Origin of the sequence: Paraburkholderia kururiensis, assembly GCF_034424375.1 — a bacterium.
Lineage (GTDB): Bacteria > Pseudomonadota > Gammaproteobacteria > Burkholderiales > Burkholderiaceae > Paraburkholderia > Paraburkholderia kururiensis_A.
Window position 1 is genome coordinate 6,385,530 of record NZ_CP139965.1, and the last position, 20,365, is coordinate 6,405,894.

Genomic DNA, 20,365 nt, shown 5'->3' on the forward strand with positions numbered 1-20,365 from the left:
CGTGCCGGGCGCCCAAACAAAGCAGGCCATACCCGCCGTGACGACGATGTATGGCCCACTTTCGCCCAACACAAAAAAAGTGACGCACCCCGCAAGAGGCGCGTCACGGAAGGTACTGCGTGGACGTTTATTGCAGGAGCTTCAGCACTTGCTGCGGCAGCGAGTTCGCTTGCGCGAGCACCGAGATACCGGCTTGTTGCAGCACTTGCGCCTTCGAGAGGTTCGCCGTTTCCGAAGCGAAGTCGGCGTCGACGATCTGCGATTGTGCGGCGTTCAGGTTGGTCGATTCCGTCTGCGTGTTGCTGATGGCCGACTGGAACGTGTTCTGCGTTGCACCGAGCGTTGCCTGGAAGTTGTTGACTTGCGACAGCGCGGCGTCGATTGCGGTGATCGCGTTCTGTGCACCCGACGTCGTCGAGATGTCGATACCCGATACGCCCAGGCCCGACGCGTTCCACGTGGTCGAACCGAAGTTCGCCGTGATGGTCTGGTTGGCCGATGCGCCGATCTGGAAGTTCACGCTGCCGAGGCCGCCCAGCACGCTCTGGCCGTTGAACGTGGTTTGCGTTTCGACGCGGTTGATTTCCGTCAGACGCGTCGTGACTTCGGTCTGCAGGTTCGCTTGCGCTGCCGAGCCGAGCGAGCCGTCGCCCGATTCCACGGCCAGCTGGCGGATACGCTGCAGGTTGGCCACGGTCGACGAGATCGCGCCCGAAGCCGTTTGCACCATCGAGATGCCGTTGTTCGCGTTCATCACGCCCTGGTTCAGCGCGTTGATGGCGGCGGTTTGCGTGGTGGCGATGGCGAGGCCGGCGGCGTCGTCGGCGGCGGTGTTCACGCGCTTGCCCGAAGACAGACGCGTAATGGCTTGCGAAAGAGCGCTTTGCGAGCCGGACAGGTTGGTCTGCGTCGTCAGCGACAGAATGTTGGTGTTGATGTTCAGCATGGCTTCCTCTATGGATTCGTTTGGGACGACAGGACGATGGTGGGGGTGCTCGCTTGCTGCGGTCCGTTCCAGCAACCTGTATGTCCGGGTTATCGTCGGGCGCGACACAAACTTGAGGGGAAGCCGTCATCGCGATGGGCAATCGCCCGCTGGCGCAAGGGCCGGCGGGCGCATGCGAAAAGCGGGGCGCGAACATGACGGGCAACGGCCGGCGTGCCCGTATAGGGGGCCGCAACGATGCAGCGATTTCGCGAGGGACGCGTCTACGAATAGAACGAAGGCGCCGGCAGCGTATCGTTCAACGCCCACTCGCCCAGTTCCTGCAGCTTGTAATCGACGGGATCGTGCAGCGTCTGTGTGCGCAGATTGCGCCAGAAGCGGTCGAGCCGCAGCGCGCCCTGCGTGGCGCGAGCACCCGCCACTTCGAAAAGCCGGCTCGTGAGGTCGAGCCCCACGCGCGTCGCCGCCACCTTGGCCGTGGCCACCGCGACCGCCACCTGCCCTCGCCCCGCTTCGTCCAGCGCCGTGCCTTCGTTCCAGGCCGCGTCGAATCGCGACGCGGCCTGCTGCACGAGCAGCCGAACGCTCTCCAGCCCCACCCAGAACTCGCCGTAGCGTAAGAGCGTGTAAGGGTCCTCGTTCGCGCTCTTCGCGGGCGACTTGAACCACGGCCGCGACTCGTGCAGCGTGTAGTGCTTCATCTGCGCGAACGCGCCTTCGCTGACGCCGAGAAACAGGTGCGCGAAGATCAGTTGCGCGAGCAGCGGCCGCAGGCACGCAAACGGCGTACTGAGCGGGCCCGGGTCGAGCAGCATTTCGCTTTCCTGGACGCGTACCTGATCGAACGCGGCGCTGCCGCTGTCGGTCTGCCGCTGACCGAAGCTGTCCCAGTCCGACGGAATGGTGATGCCCTCGCGCGCAGTCGGCACCGCGGCGATCAGCAGCTTGCCGCTGGTTTCGTCTACACCGGAGGCGATCAGCATGTCCGAATCGAAAGCGCCCGAGCAAAAGCTCTTTCGCCCCGAAAATTCATAGCCGCCATCGACCTTGCGCACGACGGTCCGCTTGTCGAGCGGATTGAGCGCGTTGCCCCAGAAGCGGTTGTGGCGCGCCGTCTGTTCGAACCAGGGTTCCCACTGATCGGGCCGCGCGAAGAGTCGCACCGTGGCAAGCAGCAGGTGATGAAAACCGTAGACGTGCGCGATGGAACTGTCCACGCGCGCGAACTGCCTCACCGTATCGAGCGTTTCGATCCAGTTCGCGCCCAGCCCGCCGTACGGCTTCGGAATGGAAAGCGCAAGCAGACCGCTGCTGCGAATCGCATCGCGCTCCGCTTTGGGCGTGCCGCCGCGCGCGTCGCGCTCGGCAGCCGTCGCGGCGAAGTCTTGCACGAGACGGTCGAGGGTCCGCTGAATCGAAGAAAAGCCGGACTCGGATGATGTGGACATGGCGCTTGCCTCCAGCACGGAATGGGGAACGGATTCAACCCGCCATCATAAGAGCACGCCGCGCGCGTGTCGTGGTCAGGATGTCGAATGCTTAGAAGGGGTGGGCATATGGGCGGGGGACAATTGCCGCACCAATTCACGATTCGCCCCATCGATATGACTTCGCGCGGCATGACCAACGCAGACAAAAATATTTGTCAGCGTGTCGTGCCGTTCTCTAGCATCGAGTCCTGTCGAACAACATGAACGAACCACACATGCAAAAACGAAAACTGCTTGGCGCGGCACTCGCTGCGCTCGCTCTCGGCTGGGGCTTCGCGAATGCGGCATCGGCCGCGGAAAAGACGCTGCGCGTCGGCATCATGTCGGGCGAGGACGAAGACGTCTGGAAAGTGGTCGCGGCCAACGCAGCGAAGCATGGCCTCGCCATCAAGATCACCACGTTCGCCGATTACACGCAGCCCAACGAGGCGCTGGCGCAGCACGATCTCGACGCCAACTCGTTCCAGCACAAGCCTTATCTGGAAGCACAGATCAAGGCGCGCGGCTACAAGATCGTGCCGGTGGGCTACACCTACGTGCAGCCTATCGGGCTCTATTCACGCAAGGTGAAGTCGGTTGCCGACCTTCCGCAAGGCGCGACGGTGGGCGTGCCGAACGACCCGAGCAATGAAGGACGCTCGCTGCTTCTGCTGCAATCGCTCGGCCTCATTACGTTGAAGCCCGCGGTGGGTCTCCTGCCGACGGCGCGCGATATCGAACGGAATCCTAAGAATCTGCACATCAAGGAACTCGATGCGGGCATCGTGGGGCGAGCGATCGGCGACCTCGACGCGGCCGTCGTGAATACCGACTGGGCCATCAAGGCCGGCATCAAGATTCCGCAGGAACGCATCGCGCAGGAGAAGGTGCCGAACAATCCGTATCGCAACTTCATCGCCGTGAACGAGCAGGATGCGAACGCGCCGTGGGTCCACGACCTCGTGCAGAGCTATCAGCAACCCAACGTATCGGCCGCGATCCTGAAGGTCTATCACGGCGCGACCCTGCCCGCCTGGGACGGCGCGCCGCAGTAGTCCCGCGGACGGTTCAGCGCCCGAGTCCGCTCTTCGCGATCTGCTGTTCCACGAACTGCGCGAAGAGCGTATGCAGGCGCGTGGTGGGATGCAGATCGTCGGCGAACATGTAGGTCTGGTCGGCGTTGGGCGTCGTGTAGGTGGGCGGCGAGCAGAGCAACGCGGTGTCGTGCGGCGTCTTCGCGGGGTCGCAGGCCGTGCCGGTGTTCGAGACGGCGAAACCATTGGCCTGGAAGTTCGCGATCACCTGGTTGAGCCAGGTAAAGGCGTCGATCTCGATGACCTTGCCTTGAAGGCCGCTGCTCTGCAAGCCGGCGTTCAAGGTGTCGTTGAAGAGTTGCGAAAGCTGCGTCAGATTCGCGCCGCCGTCCGACGACGTCACGCCTTTGGGCGACAGCCCGATGTTCGGCAGATTGACCACGACGACGTGCGTCGCCCCGCTCTGCACGATCTGCGCGACGAGCTGAACCAGCGTGTTCGCGGCCGTCTGCACCGTGGGCGCGGCGGCGGGCAGCGACCCGGCCCGCAGCACGTCGTTCGCGCCGGCCCACACCAGCACCAGCTGGTTCGCGTTGAAGCTTCCGTGCGCGGCCAGATAGCTCGACACCTGCTGGTTCATGGGCATTTCGACGTCGCCCAGCACATCGGTCAGATAGTCGTTCAGGTTCGCGGGCGTGGCCACCGTGGCGCCGCCCTCCGCGTACCCGACGCCGCTTTGCGCGCTGAGCTTGCGGGTGGCGTCGATCGAAAAAGCCGGCGTGAGCGTGTCGCCGTAGTACTGCGCGACGTCCTGCGTCCACACCTGCCCGGGGTTCGTCGTGAAGCGCCCGCCGCCCAGCGCACTCGCGAGCGGCGCATAGGTGCCGACGTCGGAGAGGCTGTCGCCGAACGACACCACCTGGAGATGCACGCCGCCGGCCGGGGCCGCCGCGCCGCCGCTACTGCCCGGGCCATTGCCTCCGCCGCCGCATGCGGCGAGCAACAGGGTCATCGCGACAAGCATTGCGGCACCTACCCTTCCATTCATGCGTTGCATGGCTTTCCTCCAGTAGACGGCGGCTTTCAGGCGACGGGCGGCGTGCCCACGCACCCGCGGCGCATACAGCACAATCCGCGGGCTCTCCCGTGTAGCAAGAAAGGTGCGCCGGTGTTGTTGGGTCTGGAGGAAGGTCTTCCGGCGTTCAGCCGATGGCATCCATCAGCCGGTACCACGCAACGCCCGCAGCGATGTAAAAGCGTTGCAGCGCATGGAGCGGAATCGGTTTGACAGCCGTGACGGCAAACGGAAACGGCGTCCGGCCGTCGCCCGCCATGCGCGCGGCAAGATGCTTGCCGAGCGTCGTGGCCATCGCGATACCGCGGCCGTTGTAGCCGAGCGCGATGCTGAGCCCCGGCGCGGGTTCGTGAACATGCGGCAGAAAATCGGCGGTGATGGCCACGCGCCCCGCCCATCGATACTCATACTCGATGCCCTTCAGTTGCGGATACATCAGCTCGACGGCGCGCTCCAGATGCGCCCAGTCGCTCGTCGCGCGCGGCTCGGAGAACGGTCCGCGGCCGCCCATCAGGAGGCGCCCCGCCGCGTCGCGCCGGAAATACAGCAGAAGACGGCGCGAGTCGGAAGCGACTTCGCCGCCGCGCAGAATCGCGTCGCCCACGCTGGGCGCCAACGGCCGCGTGGCGACGATGAAGCTGTTCGCCGCGATCACGGACTGCCGCAGACCGGGCCAAAGCGCGCCGGTATAGCCGTTGGTCGCAATCACGACACGCTGCGCGACGATGTTCGCGCCGCCGTGCGTCTGAACGTGCCAGCCGCGTTCGTCGCGCGAGAGGCGCGTGACCGACGTGTGTCCATGCACGGCCACGCCGAGATTCTGGGCCGCGCGCGCGAGACCTCGCACATAGCTGAGCGGCTGGATGCTGCCGGCGCGATGATCGATCCATCCGCCCACGTAGGCGCGCGTGCCGAGCCGCTGCGAAACGCCGGCCGCATCGAGCAGACTGACCCGGGCCCCGCGCGCGGCCCACTGCTGCGCACGCCGCGTCACGGTTTCGAGCATGGCACGCGACGGCGCCGGCTGGATCCAGCCGCCGCGCACGGCTTCGCACTCGATGCCGTACCGCTCGATCAGCTCGAACACGGTGTCGGCGGCGGTGCCCACGACCTCCACCAGACGGTTGCCCGCTGTCTCGCCGAACCGCTGCACGAGTTCGTCGGGGTCGTACTTGAGGCCCGGAATCACCTGGCCGCCATTGCGGCCCGACGCGCCCCAGCCCGGCTCCGCTGCATCGAGCACACACACCTTCACGCCGCGTTCGGCCAGATGCAACGCGGTCGAAAGGCCCGTGAGCCCCGCGCCGACGATCGCCACGTCGCACGATGCCGACTCGCGCAAGGCCGGCGTATCGGGCGCAGGCTGCGCCGTTGCGGCCCACAACGAATCGGGCAGCACTGCACCTTCTTTCACTTCGATCATGTTCAGTTCGGGTTAACGCCGGCGGGCGTGCCGTCAGGAGACAGCAGGCGCCGCAGGAAGTCCTGCGTGCGCGGATGCTGGGGATGGCTCAGGACCTCGCGCGCGGGGCCCGTCTCGCAGATCGTGCCGCCGTGCAGAAAGCACACGCGGTCGGCCACCTCGCGGGCAAAGGCCATTTCGTGCGTGACCACCACCATGGTCATGCCGTCGCGCGCCAACGCGCGCATCACGGCCAGCACTTCGCCCACGAGTTCGGGGTCGAGCGCGGACGTGGGCTCGTCGAAGAGCAGCGCGGCGGGTTCCATGGCAAGCGCCCGCGCAATCGCCACGCGCTGCTGCTGGCCGCCCGAAAGCTCCGCAGGGTACGCATTCATCCGATGCGAGAGGCCGACCTTCTCGAGCAGTTGCCTCGCCTGCTCGCGCGCCTGCGCCACCGGCGTGCGGCGCACATAGACAGGGCCTTCCATCACGTTTTCGAGCGCCGTTCGGTGCGCAAACAGGTTGAAGCGCTGAAACACCATGCCCACGCGCATGCGCAGTTCGTGAATGTTCTTCGCGTGCGCGTCCACCCGCACGCCGTCGATGGTGATGGAACCGGCGTCGTAGGTCTCGAAGCCGTTGATACAGCGCAGTACGGTCGACTTGCCCGACCCGGACGGTCCGATCAGGCACACCACTTCGCCTGCCCCGACGCTCAAACTCACGCCCTTGAGCACTTCCTGGTGGTGAAAGCGCTTGTGTATCGCGTTGATCTCGATCATCGGCTTTTCCTCACGGCGAGGCGCTTGCCAAGCTGGTTGACGCCGAACATCAGCGGCAGGCTCAGCACGAGGTACAGCAGCGCGACGAGCGTGTAGACCGTCATGTTCTGGAACGTCGACGACGCGATCAACTGCCCCGCGCGCGTGATTTCAGCCACGGTAATGGTGGAGGCCACCGACGAATCCTTCAGCAGCATGACGAGCGTGTTGCCGTAGGGCGGCAGCGCGATTCTGAAGGCCTGCGGCAGCACCACGCGGCGCATGATCAGCGGGCCGCGCATGCCGATGGCGTGCGCGGCTTCGATCTGCCCATGGTCGATGGCCTCGATGCCCGCGCGGAAGTTTTCCGCCTGATACGCCGAGTAAGCGATGCCCAGCCCGATCACGCCGGCCTGAAACGCCGACAGTTGCACGCCGAGGTCGGGCAGCACGAAATAGATGTAGAAGAGCTGCACGATGATCGGCAGCCCGCGGATCAGATTGATCACGGTGCTGCCGAACGCCGATGCGGCGCGGTTGCGCGACACCTTGAGCAGCGCGAGCACCAGACCGAGGATGGAACTGAGCACGAATGCACAGGCCGTGATCTCGATCGTGATGACCGCGCCTTTCAGCAGGATCGGCAAAAAGTCGATTGCGTTCTGCACAAACATCGCGCCTCCCGACACACTTCGCAGAGGGTCCTGGCCGCTATTGGGCGCGGACAGCTTCGAATACAGCGCAATGCACCGCCGGTCAGCTCATGTGCCACTTCTGCAGGATCTGCTGCAGCGTGCCGTCGGTCTTCATCTTTCTGATGGCCGAGTTCAGTTGTTCGAGCTTCGCCGTGTCGCCCTTACGCACGACGAAGCACACCTGCCCCTTCACCGCCGACTGATACTCGGGCACGAGCCGCACCTGCGGATTGGCGCCCTGCTGCAACTGGTAGGCCACGATGGGCTGATCGGCGAAACCTGCCTTGATCCGGCCCAGCGCCACGTCGCGCATGATGTCCGCGACGGAATCGTAGGTGCGGACTTCCTTGAAGATGCCCTTCTTGTTCAACGCATCGACGAACGCCGTGCCCACCTGTGCACCCACCACTTCGCCCTTGAGATCGTCCATCGAGGTGTAGTGGCCCTTGTCGTCGGCACGCACGACGAGCCCTTCGCCGTAGGAATAAACGGTGTCGGAAAAATCGACGATCTGCTGGCGCGCGGGCGTCTTCAGCATGGCCGCGGAAATGATGTCGATCTTCTCGGTGGTCAGCGACGGAATCAGCGCGGAGAACACGCTCTGCTGCACCTCGACCTTGAAGCCGCCCGCGCGGCCGGCCGCTTCGATAGCATCCACCATCATTCCCTGAATGGAATTGGTCTTGACGTCGAGGAACGTGAACGGCACGCCCGTGGCGGTTGCACCCACCTTCCAGGTGGGCTCGGCACGCGCGGCGCCCGAGGAGATCGCGAAACAGGCGGCAAAACCGGCTGCAAGCAAGATGAGGCGTTTGACGAACGAGACCATGCGTTTCTCCTGGCGAAGCGCCGGCGGATTGGCGTGAGCCGTCGGCGATGTTGTTTTGTGACTGCGAAGCCATGATAGTCGAATCAAAAAAATCGCAAATAGATTTTTGAGTATCGATATTCGATACGATATGATGCGATATCGCATTCAACGCGCGCTCAACGGACAGACCCCGATGGACAATTCGCCCGCCGACAATGGCGCCGGAAACGGCGCCGATCTGCTCTTCAATCAGTCGCTGGAAAAGGGGCTGGGCGTATTGCGCGCGTTCAGCGCGAAGCGCCGCACCATGACGTTGGCCGAGGTGGCCGAAGCGGCGTCGATGTCCAAAAGCTCGGCGCAGCGCATGGTCTACACGCTGGAGAAGCTGGGCTACATCCGCAAACATCCGCTCACGCGCCGCTACCAGTTGACGCCGCGCGTCATGCAGATCGGCTTCAACTATCTGGCCGCCGACACGTTGATCGACGTCGCGAATCCGTTCCTCTCGGAACTCACGAACATCACGGGCGAGACGACGAACCTGACGGAGCCCGACGAGGACGAAATGGTGTACGTCTCGCGCTTCGTATCGACGAAGTTCGTGCCGATTCACATGCCCATCGGCAGCCGCATTCCCATGTACTGCACGGGCAGCGGGCGCGCATTCCTGAGCGCGTTGCCGCCCGACGAGGCACGCGTGCGCCTCGAGCAGATGAACCGCGTCGCGTTCACCGCCAACACCGTCACCGACGTGGCGAGGCTCGGCGAGTTGCTCGCCGAAGTACGCCAGAACGGCTATGCCACGAACCGCGAAGAGTTGTTCATCGGCGATATGTCGATCGCGGCGCCCGTGGTGGGAAGTCAGGGGCGCCCCGTCGCCGCGGTACACGTGGTGGCGCCCACCAGCCGATGGACTTTCGACGAGGCGCGGCTAAAGCTCGCGCCGGCCGTGATCGATTGCGCGAGAGGCATCAGCAATTCGATACGAACGCTCGAGTAGCGGCGCGATGCTTCACGCGAGCGCGGCCTCGCCTCACACCCCGCCATCGCCGTACTGCCTGAGCACCTTCGCGATGACCACGCGATAGCCGTCGAGCCAGCGCGCCTGCTGCGATTTCGCTGCGAGATGCGCGGGATGCTCGATCAATTGCAGCAGCGCCGCTTCCGATTCCCAGTAGTAGATGTTCTGAATGAGCCCCGCGCTCGCGTTCTCCCAGGTCTCCTCGCCGAGATAGCCGGGAATCGCGCGGGCCGCTTCCGCGATCTCTTTATCGAGGCGATGGAATGCGTCGTCGAACTGGCCTGCCTTGAAAACGAAGGTGGAAGAGTACATTCGGGTTCCTTAGCATCATCGATGAAGGTAGACGGAAGGTCTCGCCTGCCGCCTTCCCGCTGAATAAAAAAGGCAACGCGCCATGCGTTGCCTTCGTTGCTGCATCGGCCGCTTCGATCCGCAGCCGAACAAGGTGCATAAGGTGCGATCAGCAACCCGTCTGCTTCACGCGCTCCACGGCGAGGCCGAACGCCGGACGCAGCTTCGTGCCCACCACGTTGCCGAAGAACGCCGAAACGAGCCACAGCCAGCCATGCAGGCTGCCCGACACGATGCCGCTGAAGTACGCGCCGATATTGCAGCCGTACGCGAGACGCGCGCCGTAGCCGAGCAGCAGTCCGCCGACCACCGCCGCGATCAGCGAGCGCAGCGGCAGGCGCCACACGGGCGCATAGCGGCCGGCAAGCGAAGCGGCCACCATCGCGCCGATCACGATGCCGATATCCATCACCGACTTCACGTCGTGGCTCACCGGCGCGGCGAGCGCGGCCGCGTTCGGGCCGGTGCTCCACACATGCCAGCTCGCGACGTCGATGCCCATCGCCGAGAACGCCTTCGCGCCCCACAGCGCGAACGCCGACGTGACGCCCCACGGACGGCCCGAGATCGCAAGCGTCACGAAGTTCAGAACGGCGAGCACCACGCCGCCCACGAGCACCGGCCACGGGCCGCGCAGCCACGACGACGTGTTGCTCGCGGCGTCGCTCACCAGGCGACCATGACGGCGCTTTTCGATCAACACGGTGAGCGCGGCGATCAACGCGAACACCACGAGGTTCAGCGCGATGGCCGGGCCGGCGCCCAGCGTCTTCACGAGCGAGATGGGTTGCAGATGCGGCAACGCACTCCAGAACGGCAGGTGCGCGGTGCCCACCACGGAGCCGACCACGAACGCGATCAGCGTGACCACCATGCGCGTGCTGCCGCCGCCCACGGTGTAGAGCGTGCCCGAGGCACAGCCGCCGCCCAGCTGCATGCCGATGCCGAACATGAACGCGCCGATCAGCACCGACATGCCGACAGGCGCCACTTCGCCCGTCACCGGATGGCCGAACAGCGTGCCGGCCGAAAGCGCGGGGAAGAACAGCAGCACGCCCACCGCGAGCATCAGCATCTGTGCGCGCAGACCGGCGCCGCGGCCGTCCGCGATGAACACGCGCCACGCGGACGTGAAGCCGAACGCGGCGTGATACAGCGTGATGCCGAGCAGCGCGCCCAGCACGTACAGCGCGGCCTGCTTCGCGCTGACGGCCTGCGCGAGATAGATCGCGCCCAGTACGACGAGCGCGAGCGCCACGGCGAGCGGCTTCGGATTGATGTTGACGAGCCGGCGGGACGTGCCGCCGAACGGCGTGGATAGATCGGACATGGTGAGCGAAAGCGGTCGTGCGCTGCGCACAGGAGCGGCCTGCCGGTCAAAACGGGCGGGCGTCGCGCGGGCGAAAGGCCGCGAAGTCGTTGGGAGAAAGTTCGCGAGTATATCGAAATATCACGATGCGGCTGGGACGCACCCTGCGTCGCGCGGCCTGCCGACGAGGCCGCTCGAGCGTCGTACCGCGAGCCTGAGAGGCCCGCCGGGCGGGGCTTTGCGGGAAGCGGCACCGTTCAGGGCCGCATGTCACATAACCCGCTCGTATATCGATATTTCGAATCTGGCTTGACGAAGGACCACCGGCCGAGCGTTGCGAAGAAAACAGGGACTGCTGCGAGCGGGTCAGATCACCAGATGCCGCGTCTCGTCGCGCAGGCTCGCGGGCGGCAACAGATCGGCGCGAGCGAAGCGCACCAGTGCAAATGCACGCCAATCGCCGGGCGCCGCAGGAAGACCCGCCGGAAAACGCGCGAGGCGAAATTCGATCTGCTGGCCCTGTGCCGGGTCGTTGTCTTCGAGCACGATGTTCATCGCGTTGAGCCGCACACGCTTTGTCATCACGTCGAGATGCGAAGCCGGGTCGGACAGTACCTCGCAGATCACGTCGAGTTCGCGCTGCAAGGCGTCGGTTTTCAGTCCCAGGCTCGCGAGGCTGCGCTCGTTCTCGTCCATCTCCAGCTGAATCTTCGCGCGCTCCGCAAGGTCGGGCACCGCGCCGCTGCCCACCATGTGGCTCATGCCCACACCGCCGCGCTCGAGCAGCTGCATACGCGCCTTGAGCAGCGCACGCTCCTGCTGGAGTGCGTCGCGCCGTGCCGCATCGGCCTCGACGTGCGAGAGCCCTTCCAGCGCGAGCTGATCGAGCACGCGTCGAACGATTTCGCGCCGCAGCAGTGCTTCGGTGAGTCCGCATACGCGGACCTGATAATCGCCGAAGCTCACGGTGGTACGCATGACGTCCGAGCGAACGTCGACACCTTCCTGTTTCGCGCCCAGCACGCGACGTTCGGTCATCGCCATGCCGAGCACGGCGAAGACCTCGCCGGCATCCGGGCATTCGTCGAAGAAGTGCCGCACATCCGTCGAACGACTGAGCGCCTGCGCCACGTCGTCGGGCGCGGTAAAGAACGCATGGATACAGGCATCGGAGGACCACGCGGCGGCGCTCGCCTCGCGCGCGGGCGGCAATGCCTCGACCAGACGGTCGACGTACTCGAACGAGACGCTCGCCGCGCGCGTCAGGTGCGCCTCGTACTCTTCGACAAGCCGCAATTGCGGGTGCAGCTTGACGATACGCGCCACCGCTTCGCGCACCTCGTCGCTTGCGGGCGGCGCAGCCGCTTCTTCGTTTCGATGCCACATCCAGTTGAACAGACCCATGTCGGTGGTTCCTTGCTTGCGCGCAGGTCTCGCGTCTCGCGCTTCGTCCGCAACGCACGAACGTCCATGATGTCTGCCGCCATCGACCAGAATGAAAGCGAGCGGCGGCATTGCCCTGGCTTCGTACGTCGACATAACCTTAGCCACACAGGCAACGGGCAATTTGATCCTTGTCAGTCGTAGCCCGCTGAAGGATGTCAACCGCATGAGCCTGACGCCCGCAGCAATTGAATGAACGCCTGCAAGCCGGCCGGAATGTGCCGGTTGCCGGGAAAGTAGAGAAATAGCCCCGGAATGAAGGGGCACCAGTCGCTCAACACGGCGACGAGCCGTTTGCGGGCCAGCGCTTCGCGCGCATAAGGCTCCGGTACATAGGCGATGCCGAGTCCGTCGAGCGCGGCTTCGACCATCAGCGTGTTGCTATCGAGTGTGAGCGCGCCCGGCGGGTCGATCGCGAAGGTTTGCCCGTAGCGCGCGAACTCCCAGCGATAGCGCTTTCCGCTCGGCAGGCGTTGCCGGATACAGCGATGCGCACGCAGATCGTCGGGAACGGCAGGCACCCCGTGACGGCGCAGATAGCGCGGCGACGCCACTGCGAGAAAGCGCAGATCTTCGCTCACGCGCACGGCGATCATGTCCTTGTGCACCGCTTCGCCGAGCCGCACACCGGCGTCGAAGCCCTCCCCGACGACGTCCACCAGCCGACCGTCGGCGACCAGATCCAGCTCCATGTCCGGGTACATGGCGAGATAGCGCGGCACAACGCTTTGCAGCAGATGCCGGATGGCTCCTTCGCTGCCGTTGATGCGAAGCGTGCCGCGCAGGCCTTTGTCGTCGGCCGCGACGTCGTCGAGTGCGCGATCGAGGTCGGTCAGCACGGGCCGTAGCCGCGTCAGCAAGCGCTCCCCTGCTTCCGTCAGCGACACGCTGCGCGTTGTCCGGTGCAAGAGGCGCACGCCGAGCGCACTTTCGAGACCGCGCATGGCGTGACTGAGCGCCGAGCGCGATACGCCCAGCTCGCCTGCGGCCTGCGCAAAGCTGCGCCGCGCGGCCACCATCATGAACGCTTGCAGGTCGGACAGTGTGGGTTTGCTCATTGTTGAGTGTTCTTCACCATATCGTGCCGATTGACGGTGCTTCCCGAACGAATGATAGCCCTCTAGCATGAACCGTGAATCGTTTGAACGGAGAGCGACGATGGCAAAGAACTGGCTGATCACGGGCGCGTCGAGCGGCCTTGGGCGCGGACTCGCTGAAAGACTGCTTGCTCGCGGCGACGGCGTCGCGGCGGCGGTGCGCAGACCCGACGCACTGGACGATCTGAAGGCCCGGCATGGTGCGCGACTGCATGTGGTGGAGTGCGACGTCTGCCATGTCGATGCGATCCGCGCAGCGGTCGCGCAAGCGTTTGCCGCATTCGAGCGCGTGGACATCGTGGTCAGCAATGCGGGCTACGGGCTGTTCGGCGCCGCCGAGGAATTGAGCGATGCGCAGATCGACCGGCAAATCGCGACTAACTTGACCGGCTCGATCCAGTTGATCCGCGCGGTCATTGCGCGTTTGCGCGAGCAAGGGGGCGGACGCATCGTGCAAGTGTCGTCAGAGGGCGCGCGCATAGGCTATCCCTGCTTCAGCGCTTACCACGCGACCAAGTGGGGAATCGAAGGGTTCGTCGAAGCGGTCGCGAAGGAAGTCGGTCCGTTCGGTATCGACTTCATGCTGGTCGAGCCGGGCGCGACGCGCACGAATTTCGGCGCAGGACTGGATCGCGCCGCGCCGATGAGCGTCTACGACGCCACGCCGGCAGGCGAGATCCGGCGTGCGCTCGACGCCGGCTACTTCGAGTTCGCCGATGCCGCGAAAGCCGTCGACGCGATGATCGCTGCGATAGACAGTGCCTCGCCGCCCTTTCGCCTCGCGCTCGGCCGATCTGCGTACGAGTCGATTCGCGCGACGCTGGTGAACCAGTTGCACATGCTCGACGCGCAAAAGGAGATTGCGCTTTCGGTAATGGAGCCTTCGGGCTGACGTTGGCGGGCGAGGCGCCGACTCGCGTACGTGGTCTTCTAGCCCCTGTCGATCAGCGCCATTGCAGGACCGTTTTTCGCGCGTGCACGCCGTCGCGCACCACCATCACCACTGTTCCCGTGACCCACGGTGCTTGTGCCAGCGCGGCCGTCACCTGGTCGTCCTGCAAGCGCATATCGATCACGCGCAACGGCGCCGGGTGGCTGAGCAGCGGTTCGTCGTGGTTCAGGCGCACGTCGATGCCTTTCAGGTCGTCGGCAATCCCCTTGCCGACGGCTTTCAGCACCGCTTCCTTGCGCGTCCAGCAGCGCTTGAACAAGGGCAGCCGTTCATGAGGCATCGCCTCTTCGATGCAACGTCGTTCGGCGAGATGGGTGACATCGTCCTGCAGAGTTCGGTAATCGCCCACGCGCGAAAATGTTTCGATATCCATACCAATTGGATCTCGCACGCTGACGGCGCAGGCGATCCATCGGTCAGAGTGCGAGAGGCTGAAGGCCGGTGCGTCGGGCAGGAACGGCTTTCCGTACGGGCCACGGCAGAACGCATAGGGCGTGGAGGCGCCGCGGGCGCGGACCAGTTGATGGACCATCGTGCGCCCCAGCACGAAGTTGTGGCGATCGGAAGGCTGATGAAAGCGCGCTGAACGCTCGCGGTCCTCGTCCGTCAGCAGGCGGTCGTCGGCGAAAGCCTCGGCCGCGTGGAGAACGAGCACGAAAGTGAAGCCGCGTGCGAGCGCATCGTCGCAGGCGTGGCGAGCTTCCTGCCACAACGCCTGCGTCGCGGCGCGCAGCGTCGTCATGGGGCTCGCCGCAAGAGCCACATCAGATACGGACCGCCAATGAGCGTCGCGACAATGCCGGCCGGCATCTGCTGCGGGAACACGACGTTGCGGCTCAGCCAGTCGGAAAGCACCATCAGCAACGCGCTGACCAGCCCTGCCACGAGCATCTGCGAGCGCGCTCGCGAGAAGCCCAACAGCCGCGCGAGATGCGGCGCCATCAGCCCGACGAACGACATGGGTCCGATCACGACCGTCGCGCCCGCCGTCAGCGCCGCGGCAACAGCGAGCAGCCACAGTCGCACGCGGCGTGTGCGAACGCCGAGCGCATCCGACACCGCGCCGCCGAGCGGCAGGATGTCGAGCCATCGCACGCCGAGCGATGCGACGGCGGCGCCTGCCACTGCGGCGATCGTCACGGCGATGGCCGTCGCAGGAAGAATCGCGTAGGTGGAGCCGTACAGCATGGCGCGCAGCACGCTCGCGTAGGCGCCGCCGCTTGCGGTCGCGAGCACGACGACCGACTGGGACAACGCACTGATCGCAATGCCCGCGAGCAACAGATGCTCGGGCGCGAAGCCGCTGCGCCGGCCAATGGCGACGAGTGCAACGAGGCAACCCAGCGCACCCGCCGATGCGCCCGTGAGTAATGCCGGCGTGGACGGTCCAACCAGGATCGCGGCAGCGAGCATGCCGAGCATCGCACCACCGCTTACGCCCAGCAGGTCGGGGCTTGCCATCGGATTGCCGGTGACACGTTGCAGCAGCGTACCCGCGAGCGCGACCATCACGCCGGCACCCAGCGAAGCGACGAGCCGCGGCACGCGCCAGAAGTCGACGTCCGCCCATTGCTGCGCGCGGGTCCACTGCCAGCCGTGCATCGACATCGAAAAGCGCAAGGACACCACGATGGCGACGACGAGCAAAACGCCAAGCATTAATGCAGCGCGTGGCGTCGAACCGCGCGCAGGCTCGCTTTCGGACAGCACGGGCTGTGGGCCTGGTACGCGCATGCGGTACAGCATCCCAAGCAGAAGCGGCCCGCCAAGCAATCCCGTCACGGCGCCTGTCGGAAGCATTTCGCCCGCCATGCCCGGCAAAGATTGCACGGCCTGATCGGCGAGCGTAAGCAGCATGGCGCCGGCGAGGGGCGCCCACAACATCTGTTCCTGAGGCCGGCGCGCGCCCATTGCGCGCGCCAATGCCGGGCCGCCCAGTCCAATGAAACCGATCACGCCCACTGCGCTCGTGACGAACGCGCTCAACAGCACGGCGATGGCGAGCGCCGCGAAACGTGCCCACGCAACGGAAAGACCCAGTTGCCGCGCGCCGCGATCGTCGAGCGAAAACAGCGTGAGAGGCCGCACGAGCAACGCAGCGCCGATCGCGCAGACGAGCACACGCGGCGCGAGCCACGCGGCCGTTGCCCAACCGCCCTGCACGAGCGACCCGCCGCCCCAGATGAACACCGAGGTCAACGAACGCTCGAACACGATGGTGAGCAACACCGAGAGCGCGCCGCAATAGAGATTCACGATCATGCCGGCAAGCACGACGGAAACCGCGGCGAAGCCCTTGCGCCACGTGAGCGCCATCGTCGCGAGCATGGCCAGCGCGCAGCCCGCGAACGCAATGGAAAAGCGCCCGTCCAGCGCAAGCGACGGGACAACGATGGAGGCCACCGTCAGCGCGAAATACGCGCCTGCGGAGACGCCGAGCGTCAACGGCTCCGCGAGCGGATTGCGCAAGACTTGCTGGAAGACGACGCCCGCAAGCGACAACGCAGCACCCGCCATCAGCGAAACGACCACGCGCGGCAACCACGCGTAGTGCGCCACGATCTGCGCGAGCGACGCATCGTCCCCCATCGACACGATGCCCGGCCACTGCGCGAAGGGCAGTTGCATCGAGAGCGTGCGAGCGCTTAACGCAACCAACGCAACCGTCGCGAGGACGAGGAACGCGGCGAGGTACCACGCACGCGGTGCACGGTCGGTATGTGGGACGGTCGTATAGCGGTGGTTCAAGAGCGCACTCCCTCGAGCGCATCTGCAAGCGCATTCGCAAAGCGCATGGATGTCGTCAGGCCGCCGAGCGCCGGCAACGGTGCAATCGACTGCACACGATCACGTTGAACAAAGGGCAGCGCGTGCCAGACGGGACTCTGCTCGAGCTGCATCGCCACGCCGGGCGGCACACCGATGACCACGGCCTCGGCCTCCCCCTCCTGCACGAGCGCAGCGAGATCCGCTTGCGTCGCGCCTTGCGGATCGGCATGGCCGCGCCACGCGTTGTCGATGCCGAGTTGCGCGAGCACGCCGCCGAACAGGCTGTTTTTTCCGAACACGGAGATATGGCGATCATCGATGGGATGCAGCAGATACACGGGCCGGCGCGTCGCGCGAAAGCGTGCCAGCCGTTGCGATGCGTGTTCCAGCGCGGCATCGGCGCGTGCGAACAGCGCATCCGCCGCGGCTGCGCGATCGAGCCGTTGCGCCAACTCGCGTGTGGCCGCACGCACGGCCGGGTAGACCTCGATGCCGGGGCCGAAAAGCGGAACCACGTGCGTGGGCGCGATGCGTTGCAGCAGGCTCATGAGCGGCGCGTGCCACGGCGTCACGACGATCAGGTCCGGCTTCAACGCATCGATCACTTCGAAGTTCGGCTGATAGAGCAGCCCCGTATCCGCGACCGAATCAGGCAGCGGCGGATTGCCGTCGAGCATCCGATACCACGGCGGCCGCGAAACGCCGACGGGCACCACGCCGATCGACAGCACGATCTCGGTGAGCGGCCAGTCGAGCACGACGATCTTGGGCGCGGAGGCACGAGCAGACGCCTGCGCCCGCACGACGCCCGCCGGCAAAGCCAGCGTTGCGGCCGCCGCGGTCAGGCGCAAGAGCGCACGTCGCCTTGAATGACGGGGCGCGGCATGGGCCCTCGTGCCGGCAGCGCGCTTCGTGTCCGGCACCCTGTTCACCACTGATACCGCGCCGTGCCCAGCACCGTACGCGTGGCGCCCCAGTAGCACACCGACGACGACGTGCAGTACGAGATGTACTCGCGATTGAAGACGTTCGACACGTTGAGCGCCAGACGCCAGTTCTGGATGTCGTAATGCGCGCCGACATCGACCAGCACGCGGCCCGGCACGGTGAAGGTGTTGGCGGCATCGCCCGCCGAACTGCTCATGTAGCGCACGCCGGAACCCACGCCGAAGTTGCGCAGCGGCCCGTGGTGGAACGTGTAGTCGGCCCAGAGCGAGGCCGTGTTACGCGGCGCGATGGTCGGACGCTTGCCGTAATTGCCTGTCGACCGCGTGCTTTCGGTCACGATCTGATTGACGAACGCATACGACGCAATGAGCTTGAGCTCTTCGGTCACGTTCGCATGTGCTTCGACTTCGATGCCGCGGGAGCGAATCTGGCCGGTCTGGATGGTGAAGCCGGCGTGGGAAGGATCGACGACGGAGACATTGTTCTGCGTGAGGTTGAACGCAGCCACGGAGAAGTAGCCGTCGAACCCGCGCGGCTGATAGCGCACGCCCGCTTCCAGCTGCTTGCCCGTGGTCGGCGCAAACGGCGCGCCTGCATACGTCGCGCCCAGTACCGGCTGGAACGACTTCGCGTAGCTGACGTACGGCGCAATCCCGCTGTCGAACTCATACGCGAGGCCCGCGCGCCACGTGAAGGCATGGTTGTTCACGTGGTACGTGGTGGAACTGCCGGTCGTCAGCGATGTGGTTTGCTGATTGCCGCCCGCCCAGTCTTCACGCACGCCGAAGGTGAGAACCCATTTGCGCCAGCGCGCCTCGTCCTGCGCGTAGAGGCCCACCTGGCTCAGCGAATAATCGAGCCGCGTGTTGGCCTGCTGCGTGGGCAGCGACGAGAAGTTCGGGTTGTAGAGGTCCACGGTGCCCACCACGCCGTTGCCTTCCGTGTCGCCGAGCATCGAGCGCTGGTAGTCGACGCCGAAGAGCACCGTATGCGCGACGCTGCCCGTCGCGAACTTCGCCTGAGCGTGGGTGTCGGCTTCGAACTGCGAGTAGTGCTCGTTGTCGACGTTCGCCCACATCGAGACCGTGCGCTTGTTCGCCGCCAGCGCGCTCGTGACCGAGGTCTGATAGTAGTGGTCGTCGATATGCAGATAGCGGACGTTTTGCGACACGCTGAACGTGTCGTTGAACGCGTGCTCGAACTGGTAGCCGAACCAGTACTGCGTGCGGTGCATGCCGTCGCGGTTCGGGTCGCCGAAATATTGATCGGGTCCGAGACGACCATTCGGATTACTGAACAGTGTGGCACCGGCCGGCACGGGATTGAACAGGCCGCCGTTCGGGTCGCGCTGGAAACTGCCCTGCAGCGTGAGGGTCGTGCTGCGGTCGGGCCGGATCGTCACCGAAGGCTGGATCGCAATGCGCTGGTCCTTGATGTCGCTCACCTGCGTTTCGGCGGTGCGGCCGAGGCCCGTGATCCGGTACAGCACCGTGCCGTTCTTGTCGACCGGACCGCTGAAGTCGAAGCCGAGCTGGTAGTTGTTGTGGTTGCCGATCTGCATCATCACTTCGTGATAAGGCGTTTCGGTGGGCAGCTTGCTCACGTAGCTCACGAGTCCGCCCGGGCTGCCCTGGCCGTAAAGCACCGAGGCCGGGCCGTGCAGCACTTCCATCCGCTCGATGAAATACGGGTCGATGCGCGGCGTGGCAAAGCGCGGCGATTGATAGAGGTGAAGTCCGTCGAGATACGAGTCCAGCGTGAAGCCGCGCCCGTAGAGCTGGTCGAAGCGAACGTCGGTGCCGTCCTGCGTGTAGACGCCGGCGGTGTAGCGCAATGCCTGATCGACGGTCTGCGCGCCCTGATCGTCCATCTGCTGGCGCGTGATGACGGAGATGCTCTGCGGGTTCGTGAGCAGCGCCGAGTCGGTCTTGGTGCCCGTCTTCGAGCGCTTGGCGACATAGCCGACGCCCGGGCCGTCCGGCGTCTGCGCCGACTGCGCGCGGACGTTGACCGCGGGCAGCACCTGCGCGTCCGAAGCCGCGCCGGTGGCAGCAGGCGTGCTTTCTTCGCCCGCCGCGTGCGCCGTGATGGCCAGCATGGCCGACGTCAACGCGGCGCAAAGAGGCCGCAGGCGCAATCCGCGATGTTGACCACGTGCCGCGGCTATCCGCGAATTTTTCTTGTTTCTTCCCGTTCCCATCACTCGCTTTCCCCGTTCGATGCCGATCTTGATGTCGCGAAATATTCTCAAAATTCGCCACAAATGTAAACGCAAATCAATC

General features: G+C 65.3%; 18 protein-coding genes. 3 read left to right on the forward strand and 15 right to left on the reverse strand.

The annotated features are described in order from the left end of the window. Positions 1-127: 127 nt before the first annotated feature. The gene (locus U0042_RS28535; RefSeq protein WP_277599577.1) at positions 128-946 is read right to left on the reverse strand and encodes a flagellin domain-containing protein; all 819 of its coding nucleotides are present in this window, start codon (positions 944-946) and stop codon (positions 128-130) included. Between the two features lie 263 nt (positions 947-1,209). Continuing rightward, the gene (locus U0042_RS28540; protein ID WP_114814820.1) at positions 1,210-2,394 is read right to left on the reverse strand and encodes an acyl-CoA dehydrogenase family protein; all 1,185 of its coding nucleotides are present in this window, start codon (positions 2,392-2,394) and stop codon (positions 1,210-1,212) included. Between the two features lie 257 nt (positions 2,395-2,651). Here U0042_RS28540 and U0042_RS28545 point away from each other — a divergent pair, with 257 nt between their 5' ends. Beyond that, a complete protein-coding gene (locus U0042_RS28545) occupies positions 2,652-3,470 on the forward strand; it encodes a MetQ/NlpA family lipoprotein (protein ID WP_114814821.1) in 819 nt (272 codons plus the stop codon). A 13-nt stretch (positions 3,471-3,483) separates the two neighbouring features. On the opposite strand, the gene U0042_RS28550 is transcribed toward U0042_RS28545, so the two are convergent. The 5 genes from U0042_RS28550 to U0042_RS28570 form a co-directional block, all read right to left on the reverse strand. After that, the gene (locus U0042_RS28550) at positions 3,484-4,506 is read right to left on the reverse strand and encodes an SGNH/GDSL hydrolase family protein (RefSeq protein ID WP_114814822.1); all 1,023 of its coding nucleotides are present in this window, start codon (positions 4,504-4,506) and stop codon (positions 3,484-3,486) included. A 145-nt stretch (positions 4,507-4,651) separates the two neighbouring features. Next, positions 4,652-5,947 (reverse strand): NAD(P)/FAD-dependent oxidoreductase, encoded by a 1,296-nt coding sequence (locus U0042_RS28555; protein WP_114814823.1) that lies wholly within the window; start codon positions 5,945-5,947, stop codon positions 4,652-4,654. Between the two features lie 2 nt (positions 5,948-5,949). Then, complete coding sequence (locus tag U0042_RS28560; protein ID WP_114814824.1) at positions 5,950-6,708, reverse strand: amino acid ABC transporter ATP-binding protein; 759 nt, start codon at positions 6,706-6,708, stop codon at positions 5,950-5,952. Next, the gene (locus tag U0042_RS28565; protein WP_114814825.1) at positions 6,705-7,361 is read right to left on the reverse strand and encodes an amino acid ABC transporter permease; all 657 of its coding nucleotides are present in this window, start codon (positions 7,359-7,361) and stop codon (positions 6,705-6,707) included. Before U0042_RS28565 ends, U0042_RS28560 begins: the two co-directional genes overlap by 4 nt. Positions 7,362-7,443: 82 nt before the next feature. Beyond that, positions 7,444-8,211, reverse strand: coding sequence for an ABC transporter substrate-binding protein (locus U0042_RS28570; protein ID WP_114814826.1), 768 nt, complete (start codon positions 8,209-8,211; stop codon positions 7,444-7,446). Positions 8,212-8,386: 175 nt separating this feature from the next. Here U0042_RS28570 and U0042_RS28575 point away from each other — a divergent pair, with 175 nt between their 5' ends. After that, entirely contained in the window at positions 8,387-9,193 is an 807-nt protein-coding gene (locus U0042_RS28575) for an IclR family transcriptional regulator (RefSeq protein ID WP_114814840.1), read from the forward strand. Between the two features lie 33 nt (positions 9,194-9,226). Here the strand turns inward: U0042_RS28575 and U0042_RS28580 are convergent, their stop codons facing one another. From U0042_RS28580 to U0042_RS28595, 4 genes are all read right to left on the reverse strand, one after another. Next, entirely contained in the window at positions 9,227-9,526 is a 300-nt protein-coding gene (locus tag U0042_RS28580) for an antibiotic biosynthesis monooxygenase family protein (protein WP_114814827.1), read from the reverse strand. Between the two features lie 148 nt (positions 9,527-9,674). Then, complete coding sequence (locus tag U0042_RS28585; RefSeq protein ID WP_114814828.1) at positions 9,675-10,895, reverse strand: YeeE/YedE family protein; 1,221 nt, start codon at positions 10,893-10,895, stop codon at positions 9,675-9,677. Between the two features lie 345 nt (positions 10,896-11,240). Further along, positions 11,241-12,278 (reverse strand): hypothetical protein, encoded by a 1,038-nt coding sequence (locus tag U0042_RS28590; protein ID WP_114814841.1) that lies wholly within the window; start codon positions 12,276-12,278, stop codon positions 11,241-11,243. 197 nt (positions 12,279-12,475) lie between these two features. Beyond that, the gene (locus U0042_RS28595; protein ID WP_114814829.1) at positions 12,476-13,375 is read right to left on the reverse strand and encodes a LysR family transcriptional regulator; all 900 of its coding nucleotides are present in this window, start codon (positions 13,373-13,375) and stop codon (positions 12,476-12,478) included. Between the two features lie 100 nt (positions 13,376-13,475). Between U0042_RS28595 and U0042_RS28600 the strand changes: the two genes are divergently transcribed. Beyond that, the gene (locus tag U0042_RS28600; protein WP_114814830.1) at positions 13,476-14,306 is read left to right on the forward strand and encodes an SDR family oxidoreductase; all 831 of its coding nucleotides are present in this window, start codon (positions 13,476-13,478) and stop codon (positions 14,304-14,306) included. Positions 14,307-14,358: 52 nt separating this feature from the next. Here the strand turns inward: U0042_RS28600 and U0042_RS28605 are convergent, their stop codons facing one another. The 4 genes from U0042_RS28605 to U0042_RS28620 all read right to left on the reverse strand — a co-directional run bounded on the left by U0042_RS28605 (position 14,359) and on the right by U0042_RS28620 (position 20,181). Continuing rightward, positions 14,359-15,108 carry a 4'-phosphopantetheinyl transferase family protein gene (locus U0042_RS28605; RefSeq protein WP_114814831.1) on the reverse strand — a complete coding sequence of 250 codons (750 nt, stop codon included), beginning with the start codon at positions 15,106-15,108 and terminating at the stop codon, positions 14,359-14,361. After that, the gene (gene fhuB, locus U0042_RS28610) at positions 15,105-17,114 is read right to left on the reverse strand and encodes a Fe(3+)-hydroxamate ABC transporter permease FhuB (RefSeq protein ID WP_114814832.1); all 2,010 of its coding nucleotides are present in this window, start codon (positions 17,112-17,114) and stop codon (positions 15,105-15,107) included. The genes U0042_RS28605 and fhuB overlap by 4 nt, the downstream gene beginning before the upstream one ends. After that, positions 17,111-17,986, reverse strand: coding sequence for an ABC transporter substrate-binding protein (locus U0042_RS28615; RefSeq protein WP_232833589.1), 876 nt, complete (start codon positions 17,984-17,986; stop codon positions 17,111-17,113). Before U0042_RS28615 ends, fhuB begins: the two co-directional genes overlap by 4 nt. Before the next feature lie 77 nt (positions 17,987-18,063). Next, the gene (locus U0042_RS28620; RefSeq protein WP_232833590.1) at positions 18,064-20,181 is read right to left on the reverse strand and encodes a TonB-dependent siderophore receptor; all 2,118 of its coding nucleotides are present in this window, start codon (positions 20,179-20,181) and stop codon (positions 18,064-18,066) included. Positions 20,182-20,365: the final 184 nt, after the last annotated feature.

Bases quoted from the DNA above. Each gene is read 5' to 3' on its own strand.
- U0042_RS28535 (WP_277599577.1), bottom strand. From the start codon at position 946: ATGCTGAACATCAACACCAACATTCTGTCGCTGACGACGCAGACCAAC.
- U0042_RS28540 (WP_114814820.1), bottom strand. From the start codon at position 2,394: ATGTCCACATCATCCGAGTCCGGCTTTTCTTCGATTCAGCGGACCCTC.
- U0042_RS28545 (WP_114814821.1), top strand. From the start codon at position 2,652: ATGCAAAAACGAAAACTGCTTGGCGCGGCACTCGCTGCGCTCGCTCTC.
- U0042_RS28550 (WP_114814822.1), bottom strand. From the start codon at position 4,506: ATGCAACGCATGAATGGAAGGGTAGGTGCCGCAATGCTTGTCGCGATG.
- U0042_RS28555 (WP_114814823.1), bottom strand. From the start codon at position 5,947: ATGATCGAAGTGAAAGAAGGTGCAGTGCTGCCCGATTCGTTGTGGGCC.
- U0042_RS28560 (WP_114814824.1), bottom strand. From the start codon at position 6,708: ATGATCGAGATCAACGCGATACACAAGCGCTTTCACCACCAGGAAGTG.
- U0042_RS28565 (WP_114814825.1), bottom strand. From the start codon at position 7,361: ATGTTTGTGCAGAACGCAATCGACTTTTTGCCGATCCTGCTGAAAGGC.
- U0042_RS28570 (WP_114814826.1), bottom strand. From the start codon at position 8,211: ATGGTCTCGTTCGTCAAACGCCTCATCTTGCTTGCAGCCGGTTTTGCC.
- U0042_RS28575 (WP_114814840.1), top strand. From the start codon at position 8,387: ATGGACAATTCGCCCGCCGACAATGGCGCCGGAAACGGCGCCGATCTG.
- U0042_RS28580 (WP_114814827.1), bottom strand. From the start codon at position 9,526: ATGTACTCTTCCACCTTCGTTTTCAAGGCAGGCCAGTTCGACGACGCA.
- U0042_RS28585 (WP_114814828.1), bottom strand. From the start codon at position 10,895: ATGTCCGATCTATCCACGCCGTTCGGCGGCACGTCCCGCCGGCTCGTC.
- U0042_RS28590 (WP_114814841.1), bottom strand. From the start codon at position 12,278: ATGGGTCTGTTCAACTGGATGTGGCATCGAAACGAAGAAGCGGCTGCG.
- U0042_RS28595 (WP_114814829.1), bottom strand. From the start codon at position 13,375: ATGAGCAAACCCACACTGTCCGACCTGCAAGCGTTCATGATGGTGGCC.
- U0042_RS28600 (WP_114814830.1), top strand. From the start codon at position 13,476: ATGGCAAAGAACTGGCTGATCACGGGCGCGTCGAGCGGCCTTGGGCGC.
- U0042_RS28605 (WP_114814831.1), bottom strand. From the start codon at position 15,108: ATGACGACGCTGCGCGCCGCGACGCAGGCGTTGTGGCAGGAAGCTCGC.
- U0042_RS28620 (WP_232833590.1), bottom strand. From the start codon at position 20,181: ATGCTGGCCATCACGGCGCACGCGGCGGGCGAAGAAAGCACGCCTGCT.